The sequence below is a fragment of the Pseudomonas peradeniyensis genome, from assembly GCF_014268935.2.
Taxonomy (GTDB): Bacteria; Pseudomonadota; Gammaproteobacteria; order Pseudomonadales; family Pseudomonadaceae; genus Aquipseudomonas; species Aquipseudomonas peradeniyensis.
In genome coordinates this window covers 967,725-984,358 of record NZ_JABWRJ020000003.1, presented here as the reverse complement: position 1 = coordinate 984,358, position 16,634 = coordinate 967,725, and the positions used below count along the sequence as shown (strand labels likewise).

The following is a 16,634-nucleotide window of genomic DNA, read 5'->3' as shown; positions in this document are numbered from 1 at the left end:
GGCTATAGTCCGCCTTGCACTTTTACCCGAAACGTAAAGGTGAATGTCATAAGCCGCTATTTTTCCCACGGGATCAAGCGCTTATTCTGATCTCACTGGCCGGCACGAAGGGCTCTCCCCCCGCCTTTCGGGCCCGCCCAGGTTCACCGACGTTGATTTTGAAGCTCCTTGATCTAACGTCTCGATTGGCCGCTGCGATTGCAGCGGCCTTTTTTATTTGTGCAAGAATCGGCATCAGTAGTTGGCGCTCTTCAACCCAACGGATACTTCTGCAGGTTCGCCATCATCTGCTGCAACGCCTGCAGGCTGTCCTGCGGATGCCCGGCGCCCTCGAAGTCGCCAATCCGCGCCCAGTTGTCCGCCACCTGCTCGGGCGTGAACCCTTCCCGCGGATCGAACCCCACGCCCTGGCTGCGCTCCCAGCGCACCTTGCCGACCCAGCCGCCGCCCACCTCGAACAGCTCGCCGCTGTCCTGGCACTGATCGCTCCCCAGGTACACCACCAGTGGGCTGATCAGCTCGGGTTGCAGCCGCTCGAACACCTGCGGCGGGATCAGCCCCTCGGTCATGCGCGTGCCGCCGGTCGGGGCGATGGCGTTGACCAGGATGCCGTGCTTGCGGCCCTCGATGGCCAGGGTGCGGGTCAGCCCGTAGAGGCCGAGCTTGGCCATGCCGTAGTTGGCCTGGCCGAAGTTTCCGTAGATGCCCGAGGTGGACGAGGTGAAGATCACCCGCCCCCAGTTCTGCGCCCGCAGGTGCGGCCAGGCGGCGTGGGTGACCTTGTAGGCGCCCTCGACGTGCACGCGGTAGACCAGCTCCCAGTCACTGTCCTCCATCTTGTGGAAGGTCTTGTCGCGCAGGATGCCGGCGTTGTTGACCAGCACATCGACCCGGCCGAAGGTGTCCAGGGCCTGCTCGACGATGCGCGCGCCGTCGGTGACCGAGTCATGGTTGGCGATCGCCGAACCGCCCACGGCGCGGATCTCCTCCACCACGCGGTCGGCCGCCGAGGCATTGGCGCCTTCGCCATGGGTTGACCCGCCCAGGTCGTTGACCACCACGTGCGCGCCGCGCGCGGCGAACAGCAACGCATGGGCCCGGCCCAGGCCGCCACCGGCCCCCGTGACGATCACCACTCGATCCTGCAGACGTACTGGTTCGCTCATGCTCAAGGCTCCTGGCAATGAAGGGATGCAACGCAGTCTCCGCCAGCCGCCGGGGCCGGGCAATCAAGCGCACCGTGGCGAATGCCGCCCGATAACGCCCGGCGATGATCGCCCGGTCAGGACCAGGCGACCTTCAGCGGCACATAGCTCATCGGTTGTTCACGAAAGGCCAGGTAGTGGCGCAGCACCTGCACCGGTGCCTCGGTGTGCGGGTAATGGCCGATGCCCTGCAGCACCACGGTATCCGGCTCCGGCACCAGTTCGCGGTAGCGTTCGACCATGTGCGCGCCGGACAGCGGATCCACCGCGCCATTGATGAAGCGCAGCGGCACGCCTGGGCGTTGCAGCGCCGCGACCCAGCGTTCGCGCTGGGCCCTGCGCTCGGGCAGGAAGCTGATGAGCCGATGCAGGATGCGTGGGCCGCGATTGGAGGCGATCAGGCTCCAGTAGTCGTCCAGGGCACTTTCGCTGGGGTGGGTGCAGGGGCCGTAGACCTGGGTGACATTGCGCACCAGGTCGTCGCGCCCGAACGAGCGCCCGACCAGCCAGCCCAGGCGGCTGAGCAGCAGTTTCTGCACCAGCAGCACACGGCAACTCTCGGGGAACAGCCCGCTGTTGAGGAACACGCAACTGGCCACCTCGAGCCGCCGCTCGTGGTGCCTGGCCAGCAGCTCCTGGGCGACGCTGCCACCGTAGTCGTGGGCCAGCAGGTGCACCGGCTGGTCGATGTGCAGGTGCGCCAGCAACGCCTGCTGCAGGTCGGCCTGTTCGAGCAGGCTGTAGTTGTGGTCTGCGGGCTTGGCCGAGTCGCCGAAGCCAAGCATGTCGCAGGCCACCACGCGAAAACGCTGGGTCAGGGGTGCCCACAGGTAGTGCCAATCCCAGCTGGCCGTGGGGAAACCGTGAAGCAATAGCAGGGGCTCTCCTTGCCCTGCCGTCCAGTAGCGGATGCTCTGGCCCCGGAAGGTGAAACCCTGGCTCCGGGTGCGCCAGACGCACAATGGAATCTCGGCCAGTGGCATCACGGTCGTCCCGGTGGATAAGTGTCGGAATAGGGCAAGGCTGCGTTCATTGCATGTCACCTCGGCACATACATGTGCTCTCTATGTCGAGGCTCAGTCTAGAAGGCAATACGAAGGTATTAGGTTGCCTTGGCAGCCAGCCTGATGACCGTGCGAGTCAGTGGCACGAACGGTCAGATCAACTTCATCAGAAGCGGCGCCGCCAGCAGGTTGAGCAACCCGGTCAGGACCATGACCAGGCCGGCCACCGAGCCCTCCTCGCGACCGACCTCCTGGGCCCGGCTGACACCCGCGCCATGGGCGCCGACGCCGAACAGCGCGCCCCGCGCCAACGGTGTGCGCAGCGGCAACCAGCGCAGCAGGATGCCACCGAACATCGCCCCGAGCACGCCGGTGAACATCACGAATACCGCCGTCAGCTCTGGCACGCCGCCCAGGTCCTGGGCCACCGGCATGGCGAACGGCGTGGTGATCGAGCGCGGCAGCAGCGACAGGCTGACCGCCTCGTCCAGCGCCAGCAGGTGCGCCAGCGCCCAGGAACTGCCGATCGAGGCCACACTGCCGGCCAGCATACCCACCAGCAGCGCCGGCCAGTGCCGCGCCAGCAATGCCCGCTGCTGCCAGATCGGCACCGCGAAGGCGACGGTGACCGGGCCCAGCACACCCATCAACCAGTGGGTGTTGCGGGCGTACTCGGCGTAGGCGGTGTGCAGCGGCACGGCCACCGCCAGCAGCAGCGCCGGCACCAGGATCAGCGGCGACAGCAGGTAGCGCCCGCTGCGCCGGTACAGCCAGCGGCTGCCCAGGTAGGCGCCCAGGGTCAGCGCCAGCCAGAACAGCGGCATGGGTTCAAGGCTCATGGCGCAACCTCCAGCGGCACACCAGTTCCACGGTCAGCGCGGTGACCACCATCACCAGCAGGGTGCTCAGGGCGATCACCAGCAGGATGCGCCAGCCTTCGCTGCGCAACAGGCTGCCGTAGTCCAGCAGGCTCATCAGCGCCGGGATGAAGAACAGCAGCATCTCGGCCATCAGCCAGCCGGCGCCCAGTTGCAGGGTGGCCGGCTTGAGCACGCCGCAGGCGAACAGCCCCAGCAGCAGCGCCAGGCCCATCACTCCGGCGGGGATCGGCCAGGCCAGCCATGCGGCCAGTTGGCCACCGATCAGGAACAGGGCCAGCAGCGCCGCCAGCTCGGCGAGCAGGCGCAGGGTTTTCTTCAGCAATGCAGGATTCATGGGCGGGGGTTCCTCGACAACACGCCCATTGTAGAAGTCGCATACCTAGGCCAGAAGCGAATTGTTAGACTGACAGCCATTCCAGAATGGAATCGAGCGATCATGGAATTCAAACAGCTGCGCAGTTTCATCGAGGTCGTCCACAAGGGTGGCTTCACCCAGGCGGCAACCACCCTGCACATCAGCCAGTCGGCGGTGAGCAAGCAGGTCGCCCAGCTGGAACAGGATATCGGCCAGCCCCTGCTGGAGCGCCAGGGTTCGCAGTTGCTGCTGACCGCCGCCGGGCGCATCGTCCTCGAGCGGGGCGAAGCGCTGTTGCGCCAGCGCCAGGAGCTGCAGAGCGAACTGGACGACCTCAGCCAGATGGCCCGCGGCGAGCTGCGCCTGGGCCTGCCGCTGCTGGGCAGCGACGCGCTGTTCGCCGGGTTGTTCGCCGAGTACCGGCGGCGGCATCCGAACATCTCGATCCAGCTGCTCGAAGGCGGCAGCCGCATGGTCGAGCAGGCGGTGAGAAGTGGCGAGCTGGAACTGGGCGGCAGCCTGACGCCGAGCGATCCGGCGTTCGACTACCAACCTTTTTGCAACGAGCCGCTGGAGGCCTTGCTGCCCGCCGGCCATCCGCTGGCCGGGCAAGCCGACGTCGCCCTGGCGCAACTGGCCGACACGCCGTTCCTGCTGTACCAGCGCAGCTTCGTGTTGAACGATCGGTTGCTCAGTGCCTGCCAGCAGGAGGGCTTCACGCCCAGGGAAGGCGGACGCAGCGGCCAGGCGGACTTTCTCGCCGCGCTGGTGGCGGCCGGTCAAGGCGTGGTGCTGCTGCCGGCGATCGTCGCGCGGGCGCTGGAGCGGCCCGGGGTGGTGCGTTTGCCGTTACGGGCGCCGGAACATCTGCGTTGGGACATCGCCTTCATCTGGCGGCGCGGGGCTTATCTGTCGCGGGCGGCACAGGCGTGGCTGGCGTTGTTGCGCGAACGCGACGAAGCATGACGCGGACGTGTAGGAGCGGCCTTGCCGACCGGTCCGACGCCTCGGCAAGGCCGCTCCTACACGGGCAATTTAACCTTTGAGTGCTGCCACAAACTCCGTCAACCACGGCTCGGCATCGGTCTCCGGCGTCACCGTCTCGCTGGCGTCGAGCCGCAGCATCGGCAGCACCTCGTTCACCCCCAGCTCGGCGAACAGCTCGCGCATCTGCTCGCCGCCGCCGCAGTAGGTGTCGCCATAGCTCGAGTCACCCAGGCCGATCACCGCCCCAGGCAAACCGCGCCAGGCCGCCGGCAGCACATCGCGAATGGTGCTGTACAGCGGCATCAGGCTGTCGGGCAGTTCACCCATGCCCGTGGTCGAGGTCACCGCCAGCAGCGCGTCCGGGGCGAAGCCCTCGATGTCCTGCAGGGTGGCGCGGGCGGCGTGCCAGGCTTCAAGGCCGGCGGCCTTGAGCAGCGACTCGGCGTGACGGGCGACTTCTTCGGCGGTGCCGTAGACCGAACCGGAAATAATGGCGACTTTCATCGGGTGAGGATTCCGAAACTGAGTGAAAACGTAGGATACTAGCACTCGACAGTGGCAAAAGGCCGCCTATGCCTAAAGTCACACGCTTCAGGATTATCCGACGAATGACCGGAACAAAGCGTATTGCCCACTGTCGACAGCCGTGAAGAAATCGCCCTTACCGATCGCCCCTTCGAGTTCGACCATGCAAGCAGACGCCCTACTCTCCCAGGACGAACTGGATTTCATCCAGGACATGCAGCATTCGCCCCAGCTGAACCTGGCCGACCCCATGTCGAGCCTGCTGGTCAATGGCGACCGTCGTCTGAAGGACCTGCTCACCCGCCTGGTGGCCAACGAGCAGGTGACCCTGCAGGCCAGCTTCAACAACCAGCAGCTGAGCTTCCCCCTGCAACTGGTCGAGGACGAATTCCACGCCCTGCACCTGCAACTGGGCTCGCCGGACATCTACGAGGACGGCCCCATGCTGCGGCCCTGGCGCCTGTCGCTGGAGCGGCCGAGCGCGCTGCTCGACGACCATGGCCAGGCCAGCGACCTGTGGGTGCGGGATATCTCGTTCAAGGGCGTGCTGCTGGAAGTCCGTGGCCGGCGCGAGGCACCGTCCCACTTCAAGCTGCGCTTCGCCGCCGCGGATATCCCGCCGATCGGCCTGCACGGCGTGCTGCGCCGGCGCATCGGCCCGCGCCTGGCCGCCTATGACCTGTCGCACAGCCCGGCCGAAGAGATCGAACGCCTGCGCGAGTACATCCTGCAGGCCCACCGCCAGGCCCACCCCGAGCTGCACGCCCAGGCTCCCGCCGCCTGCTGACGACCGTCCAGCCGCTGAAACTGACCGGTCATGGGTGATCGCGCATAATCTGCGCCCGATTCTTGCAAGCACGCCTGCGCCGCCCACCACCCCGGGCCGCATGCCAAGGGGCCGGCTACCCGCCAGCCCCGTCGCCAGGAGATACACGATGTCTACCCCACCCGTCACCCTGATGGTGTCGCGCCGCGCCGCCTGTGGCCGCTACCAGGACCTGCTGGCCTGGCTGCACGAAGGCGAGCAGCTGGCCACCGACTTCCCCGGTTACCTGGGCTCGGGCATCCTCGCGCCGCCGGCCGAGGGCGATGAATTCCAGATCATCTTCCGCTTCACCGATGAGCAGACCCTGCACGCCTGGGAGCATTCCGCCTCGCGCCGAGCCTGGCTTGAGCGTGGCGACGGCCTGTTCGAACGCCCCAAGGAGAGGCGCGTGAGCGGCATCGACGACTGGTTCGGCACCAATACAGTGCAGAAACCGCCGCGCTGGAAACAGGCCACGGCCATCTGGCTGGCATTCTTCCCGGTCTCGCTGCTGTTCAACCTGCTGTTCGGCCACTGGCTGGCAGCGCTGGAACTGCTACCCCGCGTACTGCTCAGCACCCTGGCCCTGACCCCCTTGATGGTGTACCTGTTCATCCCGCTGTCCACCCGCCTGCTGGCCGGCTGGCTGAACGCCGCGCCGCACGCCCCGAGCGACCGCGCCCAGGGGCTGCGCAGCCGCTGAGGCACGGGCTCGCAAGGCCGCGCAGTTCGGGTATGCTGGGGCATCACGCACGGACAGACGAACAGACCGCCCGCACATGAACAGCCCAATCCTCATCACCGGCGCCAGCCAGCGCGTCGGGCTGGCCCTGGCCCTGGAGCTGGCCCAGGCCGGCCATACGGTGGTCAGCGCCAGCCGCAGCCTGCATCCCCAGGCGGCCCACCCGAACATCCGGCAGTTCCAGGCCGACCTGACCCGCAGCGAAGACCGCCAGGCCCTGATCGACCACCTGCACGGCCACTACGACGGCCTGCGTGCGATCATCCACAACGCCTCACTGTGGCTCGACGATGGCCTGGACAACCTCGACACCATGTTCCGCCTGCACGTCGAGGCGCCCTACCACCTCAACCTGGCCCTCGGCGAGTGGCTGAACAAGGTGGACAAGGCCGATATCATCCACATCTGCGACGAGACCTCCTCGCGCGGCAGCAAGAGCCATATCGGCTACGCCGCGACCAAGGCCGCGCTGCAGAACATGGTGTTGTCGTTCGCCGAAAAGTACGCGCCCAAGGTGCGCGTCAACGGTATCCTGCCGGGCCTCCTGATCCTCAAGGAAGGCGGCGACGAGCAGTACCGCCAGCAGACCCTGAAAAAGGCCCTGCTCGAATTCGAACCCGGCGCCCGCCCGCTGATCGATGCCGTGCTGTTCCTGCTCGAAAGCCAGTACAGCACCGGCAGCCAGGTGGTCATCAATGGTGGCCGCCATCTGAAGAACCGCATGACCTGAAGAGACACCGCCCATGACCCCGCAACAACAGCTCGAACTCGAAGCCGCCGCGTTCCGGCGCCTGGTCGACCATCTGCAGAAGCGCACCGACGTGCAGAACATCGACCTGATGAACCTCTCCGGCTTCTGCCGCAACTGCCTGTCCAAATGGCTCAAGGCCGCCGCCGACGATCGCCAGATCGAGCTGAGCCTGGACGATGCCCGCGAGCAGGTGTACGGCATGCCCTACGCCGAGTGGAAAGCCCAACACCAGAAAGAAGCCAGCGCCGAGCAACAGGCGGCGTTCGAACAAGGAAAACCTCGTGACTGACCTGAACACCCTGCGCAGCAGCCTCGCCAGCGGCGAACACGTTTTCGCCGACACCCTGGCGTTCATCGCCGCGAACTACAGCTACCAGCCCCAGGCCTTCGACAACGGCGACGTGCACAACGCCGCCGGGCAGAACGAAGGTTCGTGCAAGACCCTGGGCCTGGCGCTGCTGGAAGGGCTGAGCGACCAAGAGGCGCTGCTGGCCTTCGGCGAGCACTACCGCAGCGTGGTGGCCACGCCCGAGGGCAGCGACCATGGCAATATCCGTGCGCTGATCAAGCATGGGCTGGCCGGGGTGAAGTTCACCGCCCAGCCGCTCGCGCGCCTGGCCTGACTTCGCGTCTCGCCCATCGCGGGGCAAGTCGCGGCGCTGCGCCGATGCGACCTGCCCCGCGAAGGGGCCCTCAACTGATAACGCTACCCGGCACCTGCCCCTCCAACTGCCCTGCTCGCAGCCACCCCAGCGCTATTGGCCACAAACTTTCACGAAACCGATCGTGAAAGAACGCGAAATGCCCGATTTCCTCCACCGAGATATCCACAGGCGCCACCCGCAGGTGCCGACGCTCGGCCTGCCGCAGATACCCCAACAACCGCTCGGTGGCCGCCACCGTGCCGAACGGATCATCGGTCAGGCTGACGGCCAGGGTCGCCGCCCGCACCTGTTCGAACGGCACCGCCTCGAGCAGGCGCCCGCTGGGGCGGTGTTCGTAGCACGGCGTGCGGGTGCTCCAGTCGTGCACGACACCAGCCGGGGTATCCTCCAGCCAGCCCAGGCGCTTGCCGGGGAAGTAGCCGAACAGCCGGGTCAACAGCGGCATCAGCACATGCCACTTGCCGAACAGCTGCCAACGCTGGTCCGCCGCATAGTCACGCCAGTAGGCGAACTGCGCCCCCACCAGCACTGCATGGCGCACCTGCCCCGCCGACGGCGCCAGCCCCAGCGCCCAGCCGCCGAAACTGTGGCCGACCACATGCACCGGCTGGCCCGGATGCTCGGCGGCGGCCAGTTGCAGCATCGCCTCGAAGTCCAGCCGCCCCCAGTCGCTCCAGGACGCCTGGAAACCGCGCAGCGTGGCCGGGCGCGATTCGCCGATGCCGCGGTAGTCGTAGGTGAGCACGTCGAAGCCCTGGGCGAACAGGTAGTCGGCGAATCGCGAGTAGTAACGACAGCGCACCGAGGTGGCGGCGTTGATGATCACCAGCGCTCGCCCGGGGTCGGGCTCGGCGTGGCGCCAACGGAATCCGCCGAGGCTGTAGCCGTCGGCGGCGACATGACGAAAGGCACAGGCGGGTTGGGTGAGGCTGCTCATGGCGCGCTCCCTGCGGCGTCGCGCCATGCTGGCGGACGGGCTGTTGTCGTGCGCCCACGCTAGCAAAAAAATCGGTGGCTGTACCGGCACTATCGCGGGGCAAGCCCGCTCCCACGCTACTCAGAACTGGCCAAGGTAGCGTGGGAGCGGCGGTGCGCCGCTGCGACTTGCCCCGCGATAGGTTCAAGCAGTCGGCAGGGCCCGCGCCACGCCTGGCTTGCGCAGCACTGCCAGGCGCGAGCCGTCGTAGCGGGTCTCGCGGAACAGCTTCCAGCGGCCGAACAGGCCATAAACATGCATCACCCGCCCCTGCTCGTGGTAGCCCATGCGCAGGTGCAGCTTCATGGCCGGCACGTTGTGGGTCTCCACCACGTCCACCACCTTGTGGCAGCCCTTCTCCCGCATGGTGTTCCACAGCTCGACCTGGGCCGTCACCGACAGCTCGCTGCCGAAGTAGGGCCGGGTCATCTCGCCGCCGAACTCGAAGAATTCGCCCGGTTTCACCGGGAAGGTGCAACCGTAGTAGTGCTTGTCGTGATAGTCGACCACGCTGGCCCAGATGAAGGCCACGGCGTCGCCCTGCTCGTCCAGGTACATGTGCCCGGTGTGCCCTTCGGCGGCCAGTTCGCGCATGGTCTCGACGCGGTCGCCGAAATTCGCGGCGAAGGCGTCGGCGTTGGCGGTGGTGATCTGCACCAGGGTAACCGGCGTGTGGGCCTTGAGGCTGTAGGGAGGCACCGGACTGATCAGGTCGCGTTCCATCCACAACAATTCCCAGTGGAAGAACACGTAACGTTCGAACAAGGTCTTGAAGGTGCGCTTGAGGCCCTTCTGGCGAATGCGTTCTTGTATTTTTTGCAGTGCGCCCATTGCTCCCTCCTCGGCCCCGGCGGAATTGCCAGGCCAATAGCTGGGGTATAGATCAGGCGGAGGGTGCCCATGGCAAAGGGCCATTGGAGGATTTGTTTCAGAATATTAACAAGCCGTCGGCGGGAACCGCGCAGCCGTCATCAACGGCTGCGCGGTCAAGGACTTGCTTACAGCTCGATGCAGTCGAACCGTACGTCGGTGGCCACGTCTTCGTCGTAGTTGACGTCAGCGCGCTCGAAGCCGAACAGGTTGAGGAACTGCTTCTTGTAGCCGGCGTAATCGGTCAGCTCGAACAGGTTCTCGGTGGTGACTTTGGGCCACATGGCACGGCAGGCGTCCTGCACGTCATCACGCAGTTCCCAGTCGTCCAGACGCAGGCGGCCTTCGTCGTCCAGGGCAGCCGGCGCACCGTCTTCACGGTACATGCGGTCACGGAACATGCGGTCCAGCTGGTGCTGGGTACCTTCGTGGATACCCTTCTCCTGCATGATCTTGAAGACCATCGACAGGTACAGCGGCATCACCGGGATCGCCGAGCTGGCCTGGGTAACCACCGACTTCAGCACCGCAACGTTGGCACTGCCACCGACTTTCTTGCCCAGGCGCTGGGCGGTTTCGTCCAGGTCCTGCTTGGCCTTGCCCAGCGCGCCGTCCCAGTAGATCGGCCAGGTGATGTCGGAGCCGATGTAGCTGAAGGCCACGGTGCGGGCCTGCGGCGCCAGCACGCCAGCGGCGTTCAGGGCGTCGATCCACAGTTCCCAGTCCTGGCCGCCCATCACGGTGACGGTGTCGGCGATTTCCTGCTCGGTGGCCGGCTCGATGCTGGCCTCGATGATGGTGTCCTTGTTGGTGTCGATGGCGGTCGACTTGTACGGCTGGCCGATCGGCTTGAGCGCCGAGCGCACCAGCTCACCGGTCTGCGGCAGCTTGCGCACCGGCGAGGCCAGGGAGTAGATCACCAGGTCGACCTGGCCGCCCATTTCGTTCTTGATCAGCTCGATGACCTTGGCGCGGGCTTCGTCGGAGAAGGCGTCACCGTTGATCGACTTGCTGTACAGGCCTTCGGCCTTGGCGAACTTGTCGAAGGCGGCGGCGTTGTACCAGCCGGCGGTACCGGCCTTGGTCTCGGTGCCCGGCTTTTCGAAGAACACACCCAGAGTATCGGCCTTGAAGCCGAACGCCGCGGTGATGCGCGCGGCCAGGCCGTAGCCGCTGGAGGCGCCGATCACCAGGACTTTCTTCGGACCATCCTCGCGCACGCCCAGCTTGCGGGTGGCTTCGATCTGGTCACGGACGTTGAGCTCGCAGCCCTTGGGGTGAGTCGTGGTGCAGATGAAACCGCGAACCTTGGGATGAATGATGGCCAATGTCTGTACCTCGTCAGGTTTAGGCTGGGGCAGCGCCCGGATTCGGGGCACTGCCGTTTGATCTAGAGGGTGAGACTACCCTCGTGGGATATCCGACACATATTACGGGGTGATTCGCATTGCTGCATTGTCTGCACGCCCCCATTTGCTCCTGCAGGTACAGCGTTGATCTTGAGGCTGGCGCGGTCCTGTGGGAGCGGCCTTGTGTCGCGAAAGGGCTGCGCAGCAGCCCCAGGGTTCCAGTGTTGACGCGAACATCGCCGGGGCCGCTTAGCGGCCCTTTCGCGACACAAGGCCGCTCCCACAGGTTCCGCTCCATCAGGACAACGCAGGCGACAGGGCCTCTCGCAACCACGCCAGGAACTGCCGAGCCAACGGATCCTCCTGACTCTCCCAATGCACCAGGCAGCTCCACACTGGCCCGCGTACGCGCTGTGCCGACAAGGGCCGCAAACGTCCCTCGTCGATCATCCGCTGCGCCAGCAGCTGACTGACCAGGGCGATCCCCAGCCCCTCGCCCGCCGCCTCCAGCAGCAGCCCCGGGTCAGAGAAGTTCAGCCCCTTGCCCTGCTGCCCCACCTCCTCGCCGCCCTCCAGCTGCCAGTGACTCCAGTCCATCTCGCGCTCGCCGTGCAAGGTCGTGCGCCCGGTCCCGGGTAACGTCGGGTGACACGCCGGATACAGCGTGTCCTGGTGTAGCACGGTGAAGCTGCACTCAGCCTGCGGCCCGATATCGTCGCGAATCGCCAGGTCGATGGTCTCGTTGGCCATGTCCGGGACCTCGAAGCTGGTGAACAGCCACAGGTCCACGTCCGGGTGACGCTGGTGGAAATCCGCCAGGCGCGGTAACAGCCAATGCCGGGCAAAGGCCGGGGTGGTGTTGACCACCAATTGGTTGGGCTTGCGGTATTGGTCAAGGCGGCGGATGCCCACCGCCAGCTGCTGCAGCAAGGCCTGGGTGGTGCTGAGCAGGTCGTGCCCGGCATCGGTCAGGCTGACACTGCGCCCGCTGCGGTGAAACAACGGTTGTTCCAGGTAACTCTCCAGGCTGCGGATCTGCTGGCTGATCGCCGACTGGGTGAGGTTCAGGGCCTCGGCGGCCTTGTGGAAGCTGCCCAGGCGAGCGGCAGCTTCGAAGCCGCGCAGGGCGTTGAGCGGGGGCCAGTGTTTGAGCATGCTGATAAGCCTGACTGATCAGAAATACGCTAAATCTATCGTTTGTCGCCCCGGTTTCCCAGCCATAACATGGGCAGCAACACCCGCGACGGCGGGCTTCGTTGATAAAAATCCCTAATAGATCGGAGTTCACTATGACCCTGTCCCGCGACAGCGGCTGGCGCATGCCTGCCGAATGGGCCCGCCACGCCGCCACCTGGATGATCTGGCCACACAACAAGCCGCTGTGGGAGTCGGGCTGGGGCGTGACCCTGGCCGACGTGCAGCGCGACTATGCCCGCGTGGCCGCCGCCATCGCCCGCTTCGAGCCGGTGAAGATGGTGGTCGACCCTTCGGCCATGGCCATTGCCCGCGAACTGTGCGGCTCCGGCATCGAGCTGGTCGAACTGGCCGTCGACGACAGCTGGTGCCGCGACAGCGGCCCGACCTTCCTCATCCACCCGCAGCAGGGCGTGGCCGGCCTGAGCTGGCGCTTCAACGCCTGGGGCGACAAGTCCGAGCATGGCAAGGACCGCAGCCTGGCCCGGCGCATCCTCGACCACCTCGGCCTCGAAGGCCTGAGCACTCCGCTGTGCAATGAAGGCGGCGCCATCCACGTCGACGGCGAAGGCACGCTGATCACCACCGAGTCGGTGCTGCTCAACCCCAACCGCAACCCAGGCCTGAGCAAGGCCGATTTCGAGGACTGCTTCGCCCGCCTGCTGGGCATCGGCAAGACCATCTGGCTGCCGGGTGACCCACAGTACGTCACCGGCGACATGACCGACGGCCATGTCGATGGCGTGTGCGCCTTCGCCCGCCCCGGCGTGCTGCTGGTGGACGCCACCCACGACCAGGGTTCGGTGTACGCCGAAGTGGCCCGCGAGAACCGTCGCGCCCTTGAGCTGGCCACCGACGCCCAGGGCCGCTCGTTCGAACTGCTCGACCTGTACGAGGCCACGGCGGCCGTGGATACCGAGGCCGAGGTGTTCTGCGCCTCCTACACCAACTTCTACCTGGCCAACGGCGCGGTGATCATGCCCGCCTACGGCATCGACGCCGACCAGGCCGCCGCCCAGCAGCTGGCCCTGGCCTTCCCCGGCCGCGAAGTCGTGCCGGTACGCATCGACCACATCGCCCACGGCGGCGGCGGCATCCACTGCATCACCCAGCAGCAGCCGGCCTGGCAGGGAGCGCGCCCATGAGTACCTTGCGCATCGCCACCACGCAGATGGCCTGCAGCTGGGACCTGGCCGCCAACCTCGAGCGCGCCGAGCAGCTGGTGCGCCAGGCCGCCGCCCAGGGCGCCCAGGTGATCCTGCTGCAGGAGCTGTTCGCCACCCCGTACTTCTGCATCGAGCAGTGCCACAGCCACCAGTCACTGGCCCAGGACTACAACGACAGCCCGCTGCTCAAGCGCTTCGCCGCCCTGGCCAAGGAGCTGGGCGTGGTCCTGCCGCTGAGCTGGTACGAGCGCGCCGGCAATGCCTTCTTCAACTCGCTGACCGTGGCCGACGCCGACGGCCGCCTGCTGGGGGTATACCGCAAGACCCACATCCCCAACGCCATCGGCTATCAGGAAAAGGAATACTTCAGCCCCGGCGACACCGGTTTCAAGGTCTGGGACACTGCCTTCGGCCGCCTGGGCATCGGCATCTGCTGGGACCAGTGGTTCCCCGAGACCGCCCGCTGCCTGGCGCTGATGGGCGCCGAGGTGCTGCTGTTCCCCACCGCCATCGGCTCGGAGCCGGGCGCCGCCGAGCTGGACTCGCGTGACCATTGGCAAATGGCCATGCGCGGCCACGCCGCCGCCAACCTGCTGCCGGTAGTGGCCGCCAACCGCGTCGGCCATGAAGTGGCGCGCAGCGACGACAACCTGTCGATGCGCTTCTACGGCTCGTCATTCATCTGCGACCACAAGGGCGCGATGCTGCAAGAGGCCGACCGCGACAGCAGCGGTGTCTGGCTGCACGACCTGGACCTGGAACGCATGCGCGAGGACCGCCTGACCTGGGGCATCTACCGCGACCGTCGCCCCAGCATGTACGCGCCGTTGCTCAGCCTGGACGGCCGCACTCCACAGACCGCGAGGGCCTGAACCATGCCAAGCCGTCCATCGAAACTGCTCGCCATCGCCGCCCTGCTGGCCTGCGCCGGCGTCGCCCAGGCCGAGCAGGACGCCCTGCGCCTGTACAACTGGGCCGACTATTTTGCCGAGGACACCCTCAAGCGCTTCACCGCCGAAACCGGCATCCCGGTGATCTACGACGTCATGGACGGCAGCGAGGTGCTCGAGGCCAAGCTGATGTCCGGGCGCAGCGGCTACGACCTGGTATTCCCCGGCGACACCGTGGCCGAACGGCTGATGCGCGCCGGTAGCCTGCAGGCCCTGGATCGCAAGCAACTGACCGCGCTCGACGATATCGAGCCCGGCCTGCGCCAGCTGCATGACCGCTACCCCAAGGCCAGCCAGGCCACCGTGCCCTACACCTGGGGCACTATCGGCCTGACCATGGATGCGAAGAAGATCCGCGAGCGCATGCCCGACGCCCCGCTGGACAGCCTCGACCTGCTGTTCAAGCCCGAGCTGGCGGCCAAGTTCGCCGACTGCGGCATCTCGATGATCGACTCGCCCGACGAAGTGCTGGCCGTGGTGCTCCACTACCTGGGCCGCGAGCCGCGCAGCGCCAAGCGCGAGGACCTGGCCGCCGCCAGCGAGCTGCTCAAGGGCATCCGCCCGTATGTGCGCAAGCTGCAGTCGCAACCTGTCACCGAGCTGGTCAATGGCAACACCTGCCTGTCGCTGGGCTACAGCGGCGACGTGATCCAGGCCCAGCGCACCGCGGAAGCCGCCGGCAAGGCCATCGACTTCCAGTACCGCGTGCCCCGCGAAGGCACCACGGTGTGGATGGACACCATGGCCATCCCCGCCGACGCCAAGCACCCGGAATACGCCTATCGTTTCATCAACTTCGTCATGCGCCCGGAGAACATGGCCGCAATCAGCAACTTCACCGGCTACCCCACCGCCAGCGCCAAGGCCCGCCCCCTGGTGGATGCGCGCCTGCGTGACAACCCGGACATCTACCTCGGCGATGCCACCTACACCCGGCTGATCCCGGGCAAGGACATCCCCCAGGCCGACATGCGTGCGCGCATGCGCGTCTGGACCCGCTTCAAGACTGCACAGGACTGACCCCATGCCTACTCGCCGTACCTTCCTCCAACAGATGAGCGTCGTCGCCGGCCTCGGCGCCGCCGCCAGCTTTGGCCTGCCGTTCGGCGGCAACAGCGCCCGCGCTGCCGAGTCGGGCCGCTGGTTCATGCCCGACGAGGGTGAAAAGCACCAGCGCGCCTACATTGCCTTCGGCGCCCAGGACGCCATCTGGGAAGATTTCACCGAAGACGTCCAGGCCGCGCTCGGGCGCATCGCCCGGGCCATCGCCGCGTTCCAGCCGGTGACGGTGTTCTGCCGCGCCAGCGAGCGCGACATCGCCGAGGAGGAATGCGGCAGCCACAACATCACCTATGTCGAAACTGAACTGGACGACATCTGGATGCGTGACATCGGCGCCAACTTCGTGGTCGACGACGACGGCGTGCTGGGCGCGGTGGACTTCAACTTCAACGGCTGGGGCGGCAAGCAGCAGCACCGCTACGACGCCAAGCTTGCGGCCCGCGTTGCCAGGCTGGCCGGCGCCCAGTACCAGCAGAGCGAACTGGTGGGCGAAGGCGGCGGTATCGAAGTGGACGGCCACGGCACCGGGATCATGACCGAGAGCAGCTGGATCAACAGCAACCGCAACCCCGGCTGGAGCAAGGCCCAGGTCGAAAAGGAGCTGAAGGAGCGGCTTGGGCTGCGCAAGATCATCTGGCTGCCGGGCATCAAGGGCAAGGACATCACCGACGCCCACGTGGACTTCTACGCGCGCTTCGCGGCGCCCGGCGTGGTGGTGGCGAACCTGGACAACGATCCGGATTCCTACGACCACGAGGTGACTCTCGAGCATCTGGAAATCCTGCGCAACGCCACCGATGCCGATGGACGCAAGCTGGAGATCCACACGATGTCGCCACCGCTCAAGCCTCGGCGCAGCAAGTTCAACGAGGACAATCCGGACTTCGCGGCGGGGTACATCAACTACTTCGTCATCAACGGCGCGGTAATCGCGCCGCAGTTTGGTGATCGCAGTGCCGACGAGAAGGCGCGGGCGTTGCTGGTGAAGCTGTATCCGGGGCGCAAGGTGGTGCAGCTGGATATCGATGCGATTGCCGCGGGTGGGGGCGGGATTCACTGCGTTACCAACCAGTGCCCGGCGGTGTAGGCACGATTGCCGGGGCTGCTGCGCAGCCCTTTCGCGGCACAAGGCCGCTCCTACAGGGAA

19 protein-coding genes are annotated in these 16,634 nt (G+C 66.4%); 10 read left to right on the top strand and 9 right to left on the bottom strand.

Annotation, left to right across the window (positions count from 1 at the left end):
• Positions 1 to 251: 251 nt before the first annotated feature.
• From HU751_RS19400 to HU751_RS19385, 4 genes are all read right to left on the bottom strand, one after another.
• Entirely contained in the window at positions 252 to 1,166 is a 915-nt protein-coding gene (locus tag HU751_RS19400; protein WP_186735098.1) for an SDR family oxidoreductase, read from the bottom strand.
• A 116-nt stretch (positions 1,167 to 1,282) separates the two neighbouring features.
• Positions 1,283 to 2,188 (bottom strand): alpha/beta fold hydrolase, encoded by a 906-nt coding sequence (locus HU751_RS19395; RefSeq protein WP_186735096.1) that lies wholly within the window; start codon positions 2,186 to 2,188, stop codon positions 1,283 to 1,285.
• Between the two features lie 173 nt (positions 2,189 to 2,361).
• On the bottom strand, positions 2,362 to 3,048 hold the full coding sequence (locus tag HU751_RS19390) for an LrgB family protein (RefSeq protein WP_028689844.1): 687 nt from the start codon (positions 3,046 to 3,048) through the stop codon (positions 2,362 to 2,364).
• Positions 3,038 to 3,424: a CidA/LrgA family protein gene (locus HU751_RS19385; protein ID WP_186735094.1), complete on the bottom strand. Its 387-nt coding sequence runs from the start codon at positions 3,422 to 3,424 to the stop codon at positions 3,038 to 3,040. The genes HU751_RS19390 and HU751_RS19385 overlap by 11 nt, the downstream gene beginning before the upstream one ends.
• Positions 3,425 to 3,526: 102 nt before the next feature.
• On the opposite strand from HU751_RS19385, the gene HU751_RS19380 reads away from it, so the two are divergent.
• Positions 3,527 to 4,411 (top strand): LysR family transcriptional regulator, encoded by an 885-nt coding sequence (locus HU751_RS19380; RefSeq protein WP_186735092.1) that lies wholly within the window; start codon positions 3,527 to 3,529, stop codon positions 4,409 to 4,411.
• A 69-nt stretch (positions 4,412 to 4,480) separates the two neighbouring features.
• On the opposite strand, the gene HU751_RS19375 is transcribed toward HU751_RS19380, so the two are convergent.
• Positions 4,481 to 4,936, bottom strand: coding sequence for a flavodoxin (locus HU751_RS19375; RefSeq protein ID WP_186735090.1), 456 nt, complete (start codon positions 4,934 to 4,936; stop codon positions 4,481 to 4,483).
• Between the two features lie 184 nt (positions 4,937 to 5,120).
• On the opposite strand from HU751_RS19375, the gene HU751_RS19370 reads away from it, so the two are divergent.
• The 5 genes from HU751_RS19370 (at position 5,121) to HU751_RS19350 (ending at position 7,878) form a co-directional block, all read left to right on the top strand.
• Entirely contained in the window at positions 5,121 to 5,744 is a 624-nt protein-coding gene (locus HU751_RS19370) for a hypothetical protein (protein WP_186712944.1), read from the top strand.
• 148 nt (positions 5,745 to 5,892) lie between these two features.
• Positions 5,893 to 6,465 (top strand): putative antibiotic biosynthesis monooxygenase, encoded by a 573-nt coding sequence (locus HU751_RS19365; RefSeq protein WP_050706870.1) that lies wholly within the window; start codon positions 5,893 to 5,895, stop codon positions 6,463 to 6,465.
• Positions 6,466 to 6,541: 76 nt separating this feature from the next.
• Positions 6,542 to 7,234, top strand: coding sequence for a dihydromonapterin reductase (folM, locus tag HU751_RS19360; RefSeq protein ID WP_186735088.1), 693 nt, complete (start codon positions 6,542 to 6,544; stop codon positions 7,232 to 7,234).
• Between the two features lie 13 nt (positions 7,235 to 7,247).
• Complete coding sequence (locus HU751_RS19355) at positions 7,248 to 7,544, top strand: DUF1244 domain-containing protein (protein WP_050706872.1); 297 nt, start codon at positions 7,248 to 7,250, stop codon at positions 7,542 to 7,544.
• Positions 7,537 to 7,878: a HopJ type III effector protein gene (locus HU751_RS19350; RefSeq protein ID WP_028689852.1), complete on the top strand. Its 342-nt coding sequence runs from the start codon at positions 7,537 to 7,539 to the stop codon at positions 7,876 to 7,878. The genes HU751_RS19355 and HU751_RS19350 overlap by 8 nt, the downstream gene beginning before the upstream one ends.
• 70 nt (positions 7,879 to 7,948) lie before the next feature.
• Here the strand turns inward: HU751_RS19350 and HU751_RS19345 are convergent, their stop codons facing one another.
• The 4 genes from HU751_RS19345 to HU751_RS19330 form a co-directional block, all read right to left on the bottom strand.
• Positions 7,949 to 8,857: an alpha/beta hydrolase family protein gene (locus HU751_RS19345; RefSeq protein WP_186735086.1), complete on the bottom strand. Its 909-nt coding sequence runs from the start codon at positions 8,855 to 8,857 to the stop codon at positions 7,949 to 7,951.
• 183 nt (positions 8,858 to 9,040) lie between these two features.
• Complete coding sequence (locus tag HU751_RS19340; RefSeq protein ID WP_186735084.1) at positions 9,041 to 9,727, bottom strand: GNAT family N-acetyltransferase; 687 nt, start codon at positions 9,725 to 9,727, stop codon at positions 9,041 to 9,043.
• Between the two features lie 167 nt (positions 9,728 to 9,894).
• Positions 9,895 to 11,094 carry an enoyl-ACP reductase FabV gene (gene fabV / locus HU751_RS19335; RefSeq protein WP_186735082.1) on the bottom strand — a complete coding sequence of 400 codons (1,200 nt, stop codon included), beginning with the start codon at positions 11,092 to 11,094 and terminating at the stop codon, positions 9,895 to 9,897.
• 318 nt (positions 11,095 to 11,412) lie between these two features.
• The gene (locus HU751_RS19330; RefSeq protein ID WP_186735080.1) at positions 11,413 to 12,270 is read right to left on the bottom strand and encodes a LysR substrate-binding domain-containing protein; all 858 of its coding nucleotides are present in this window, start codon (positions 12,268 to 12,270) and stop codon (positions 11,413 to 11,415) included.
• Between the two features lie 134 nt (positions 12,271 to 12,404).
• Here HU751_RS19330 and HU751_RS19325 point away from each other — a divergent pair, with 134 nt between their 5' ends.
• The 4 genes from HU751_RS19325 to HU751_RS19310 are packed head-to-tail and all read left to right on the top strand — an operon-like array spanning position 12,405 to position 16,574.
• Positions 12,405 to 13,454, top strand: coding sequence for an agmatine deiminase family protein (locus HU751_RS19325; protein ID WP_186735078.1), 1,050 nt, complete (start codon positions 12,405 to 12,407; stop codon positions 13,452 to 13,454).
• Positions 13,451 to 14,347, top strand: a complete 897-nt coding sequence (gene aguB / locus HU751_RS19320) for an N-carbamoylputrescine amidase (protein ID WP_186735076.1) — start codon at positions 13,451 to 13,453, stop codon at positions 14,345 to 14,347. The genes HU751_RS19325 and aguB overlap by 4 nt, the downstream gene beginning before the upstream one ends.
• A gap of 3 nt (positions 14,348 to 14,350) precedes the next feature.
• Complete coding sequence (locus HU751_RS19315) at positions 14,351 to 15,445, top strand: extracellular solute-binding protein (protein ID WP_186735074.1); 1,095 nt, start codon at positions 14,351 to 14,353, stop codon at positions 15,443 to 15,445.
• A 4-nt stretch (positions 15,446 to 15,449) separates the two neighbouring features.
• The gene (locus HU751_RS19310; protein WP_186735072.1) at positions 15,450 to 16,574 is read left to right on the top strand and encodes an agmatine deiminase family protein; all 1,125 of its coding nucleotides are present in this window, start codon (positions 15,450 to 15,452) and stop codon (positions 16,572 to 16,574) included.
• Positions 16,575 to 16,634 lie beyond the last annotated feature (60 nt).

What these genes read in the sequence shown, in the direction of transcription:
- HU751_RS19400 (WP_186735098.1), bottom strand. Translation starts at nt 1,166, where the DNA reads ATGAGCGAACCAGTACGTCTGCAGGATCGAGTGGTGATCGTCACGGGG.
- HU751_RS19395 (WP_186735096.1), bottom strand. Translation starts at nt 2,188, where the DNA reads ATGCCACTGGCCGAGATTCCATTGTGCGTCTGGCGCACCCGGAGCCAG.
- HU751_RS19390 (WP_028689844.1), bottom strand. Translation starts at nt 3,048, where the DNA reads ATGAGCCTTGAACCCATGCCGCTGTTCTGGCTGGCGCTGACCCTGGGC.
- HU751_RS19385 (WP_186735094.1), bottom strand. Translation starts at nt 3,424, where the DNA reads ATGAATCCTGCATTGCTGAAGAAAACCCTGCGCCTGCTCGCCGAGCTG.
- HU751_RS19380 (WP_186735092.1), top strand. Translation starts at nt 3,527, where the DNA reads ATGGAATTCAAACAGCTGCGCAGTTTCATCGAGGTCGTCCACAAGGGT.
- HU751_RS19375 (WP_186735090.1), bottom strand. Translation starts at nt 4,936, where the DNA reads ATGAAAGTCGCCATTATTTCCGGTTCGGTCTACGGCACCGCCGAAGAA.
- HU751_RS19370 (WP_186712944.1), top strand. Translation starts at nt 5,121, where the DNA reads ATGCAAGCAGACGCCCTACTCTCCCAGGACGAACTGGATTTCATCCAG.
- HU751_RS19365 (WP_050706870.1), top strand. Translation starts at nt 5,893, where the DNA reads ATGTCTACCCCACCCGTCACCCTGATGGTGTCGCGCCGCGCCGCCTGT.
- folM (WP_186735088.1), top strand. Translation starts at nt 6,542, where the DNA reads ATGAACAGCCCAATCCTCATCACCGGCGCCAGCCAGCGCGTCGGGCTG.
- HU751_RS19355 (WP_050706872.1), top strand. Translation starts at nt 7,248, where the DNA reads ATGACCCCGCAACAACAGCTCGAACTCGAAGCCGCCGCGTTCCGGCGC.
- HU751_RS19345 (WP_186735086.1), bottom strand. Translation starts at nt 8,857, where the DNA reads ATGAGCAGCCTCACCCAACCCGCCTGTGCCTTTCGTCATGTCGCCGCC.
- HU751_RS19340 (WP_186735084.1), bottom strand. Translation starts at nt 9,727, where the DNA reads ATGGGCGCACTGCAAAAAATACAAGAACGCATTCGCCAGAAGGGCCTC.
- HU751_RS19330 (WP_186735080.1), bottom strand. Translation starts at nt 12,270, where the DNA reads ATGCTCAAACACTGGCCCCCGCTCAACGCCCTGCGCGGCTTCGAAGCT.
- HU751_RS19325 (WP_186735078.1), top strand. Translation starts at nt 12,405, where the DNA reads ATGACCCTGTCCCGCGACAGCGGCTGGCGCATGCCTGCCGAATGGGCC.
- aguB (WP_186735076.1), top strand. Translation starts at nt 13,451, where the DNA reads ATGAGTACCTTGCGCATCGCCACCACGCAGATGGCCTGCAGCTGGGAC.
- HU751_RS19315 (WP_186735074.1), top strand. Translation starts at nt 14,351, where the DNA reads ATGCCAAGCCGTCCATCGAAACTGCTCGCCATCGCCGCCCTGCTGGCC.
- HU751_RS19310 (WP_186735072.1), top strand. Translation starts at nt 15,450, where the DNA reads ATGCCTACTCGCCGTACCTTCCTCCAACAGATGAGCGTCGTCGCCGGC.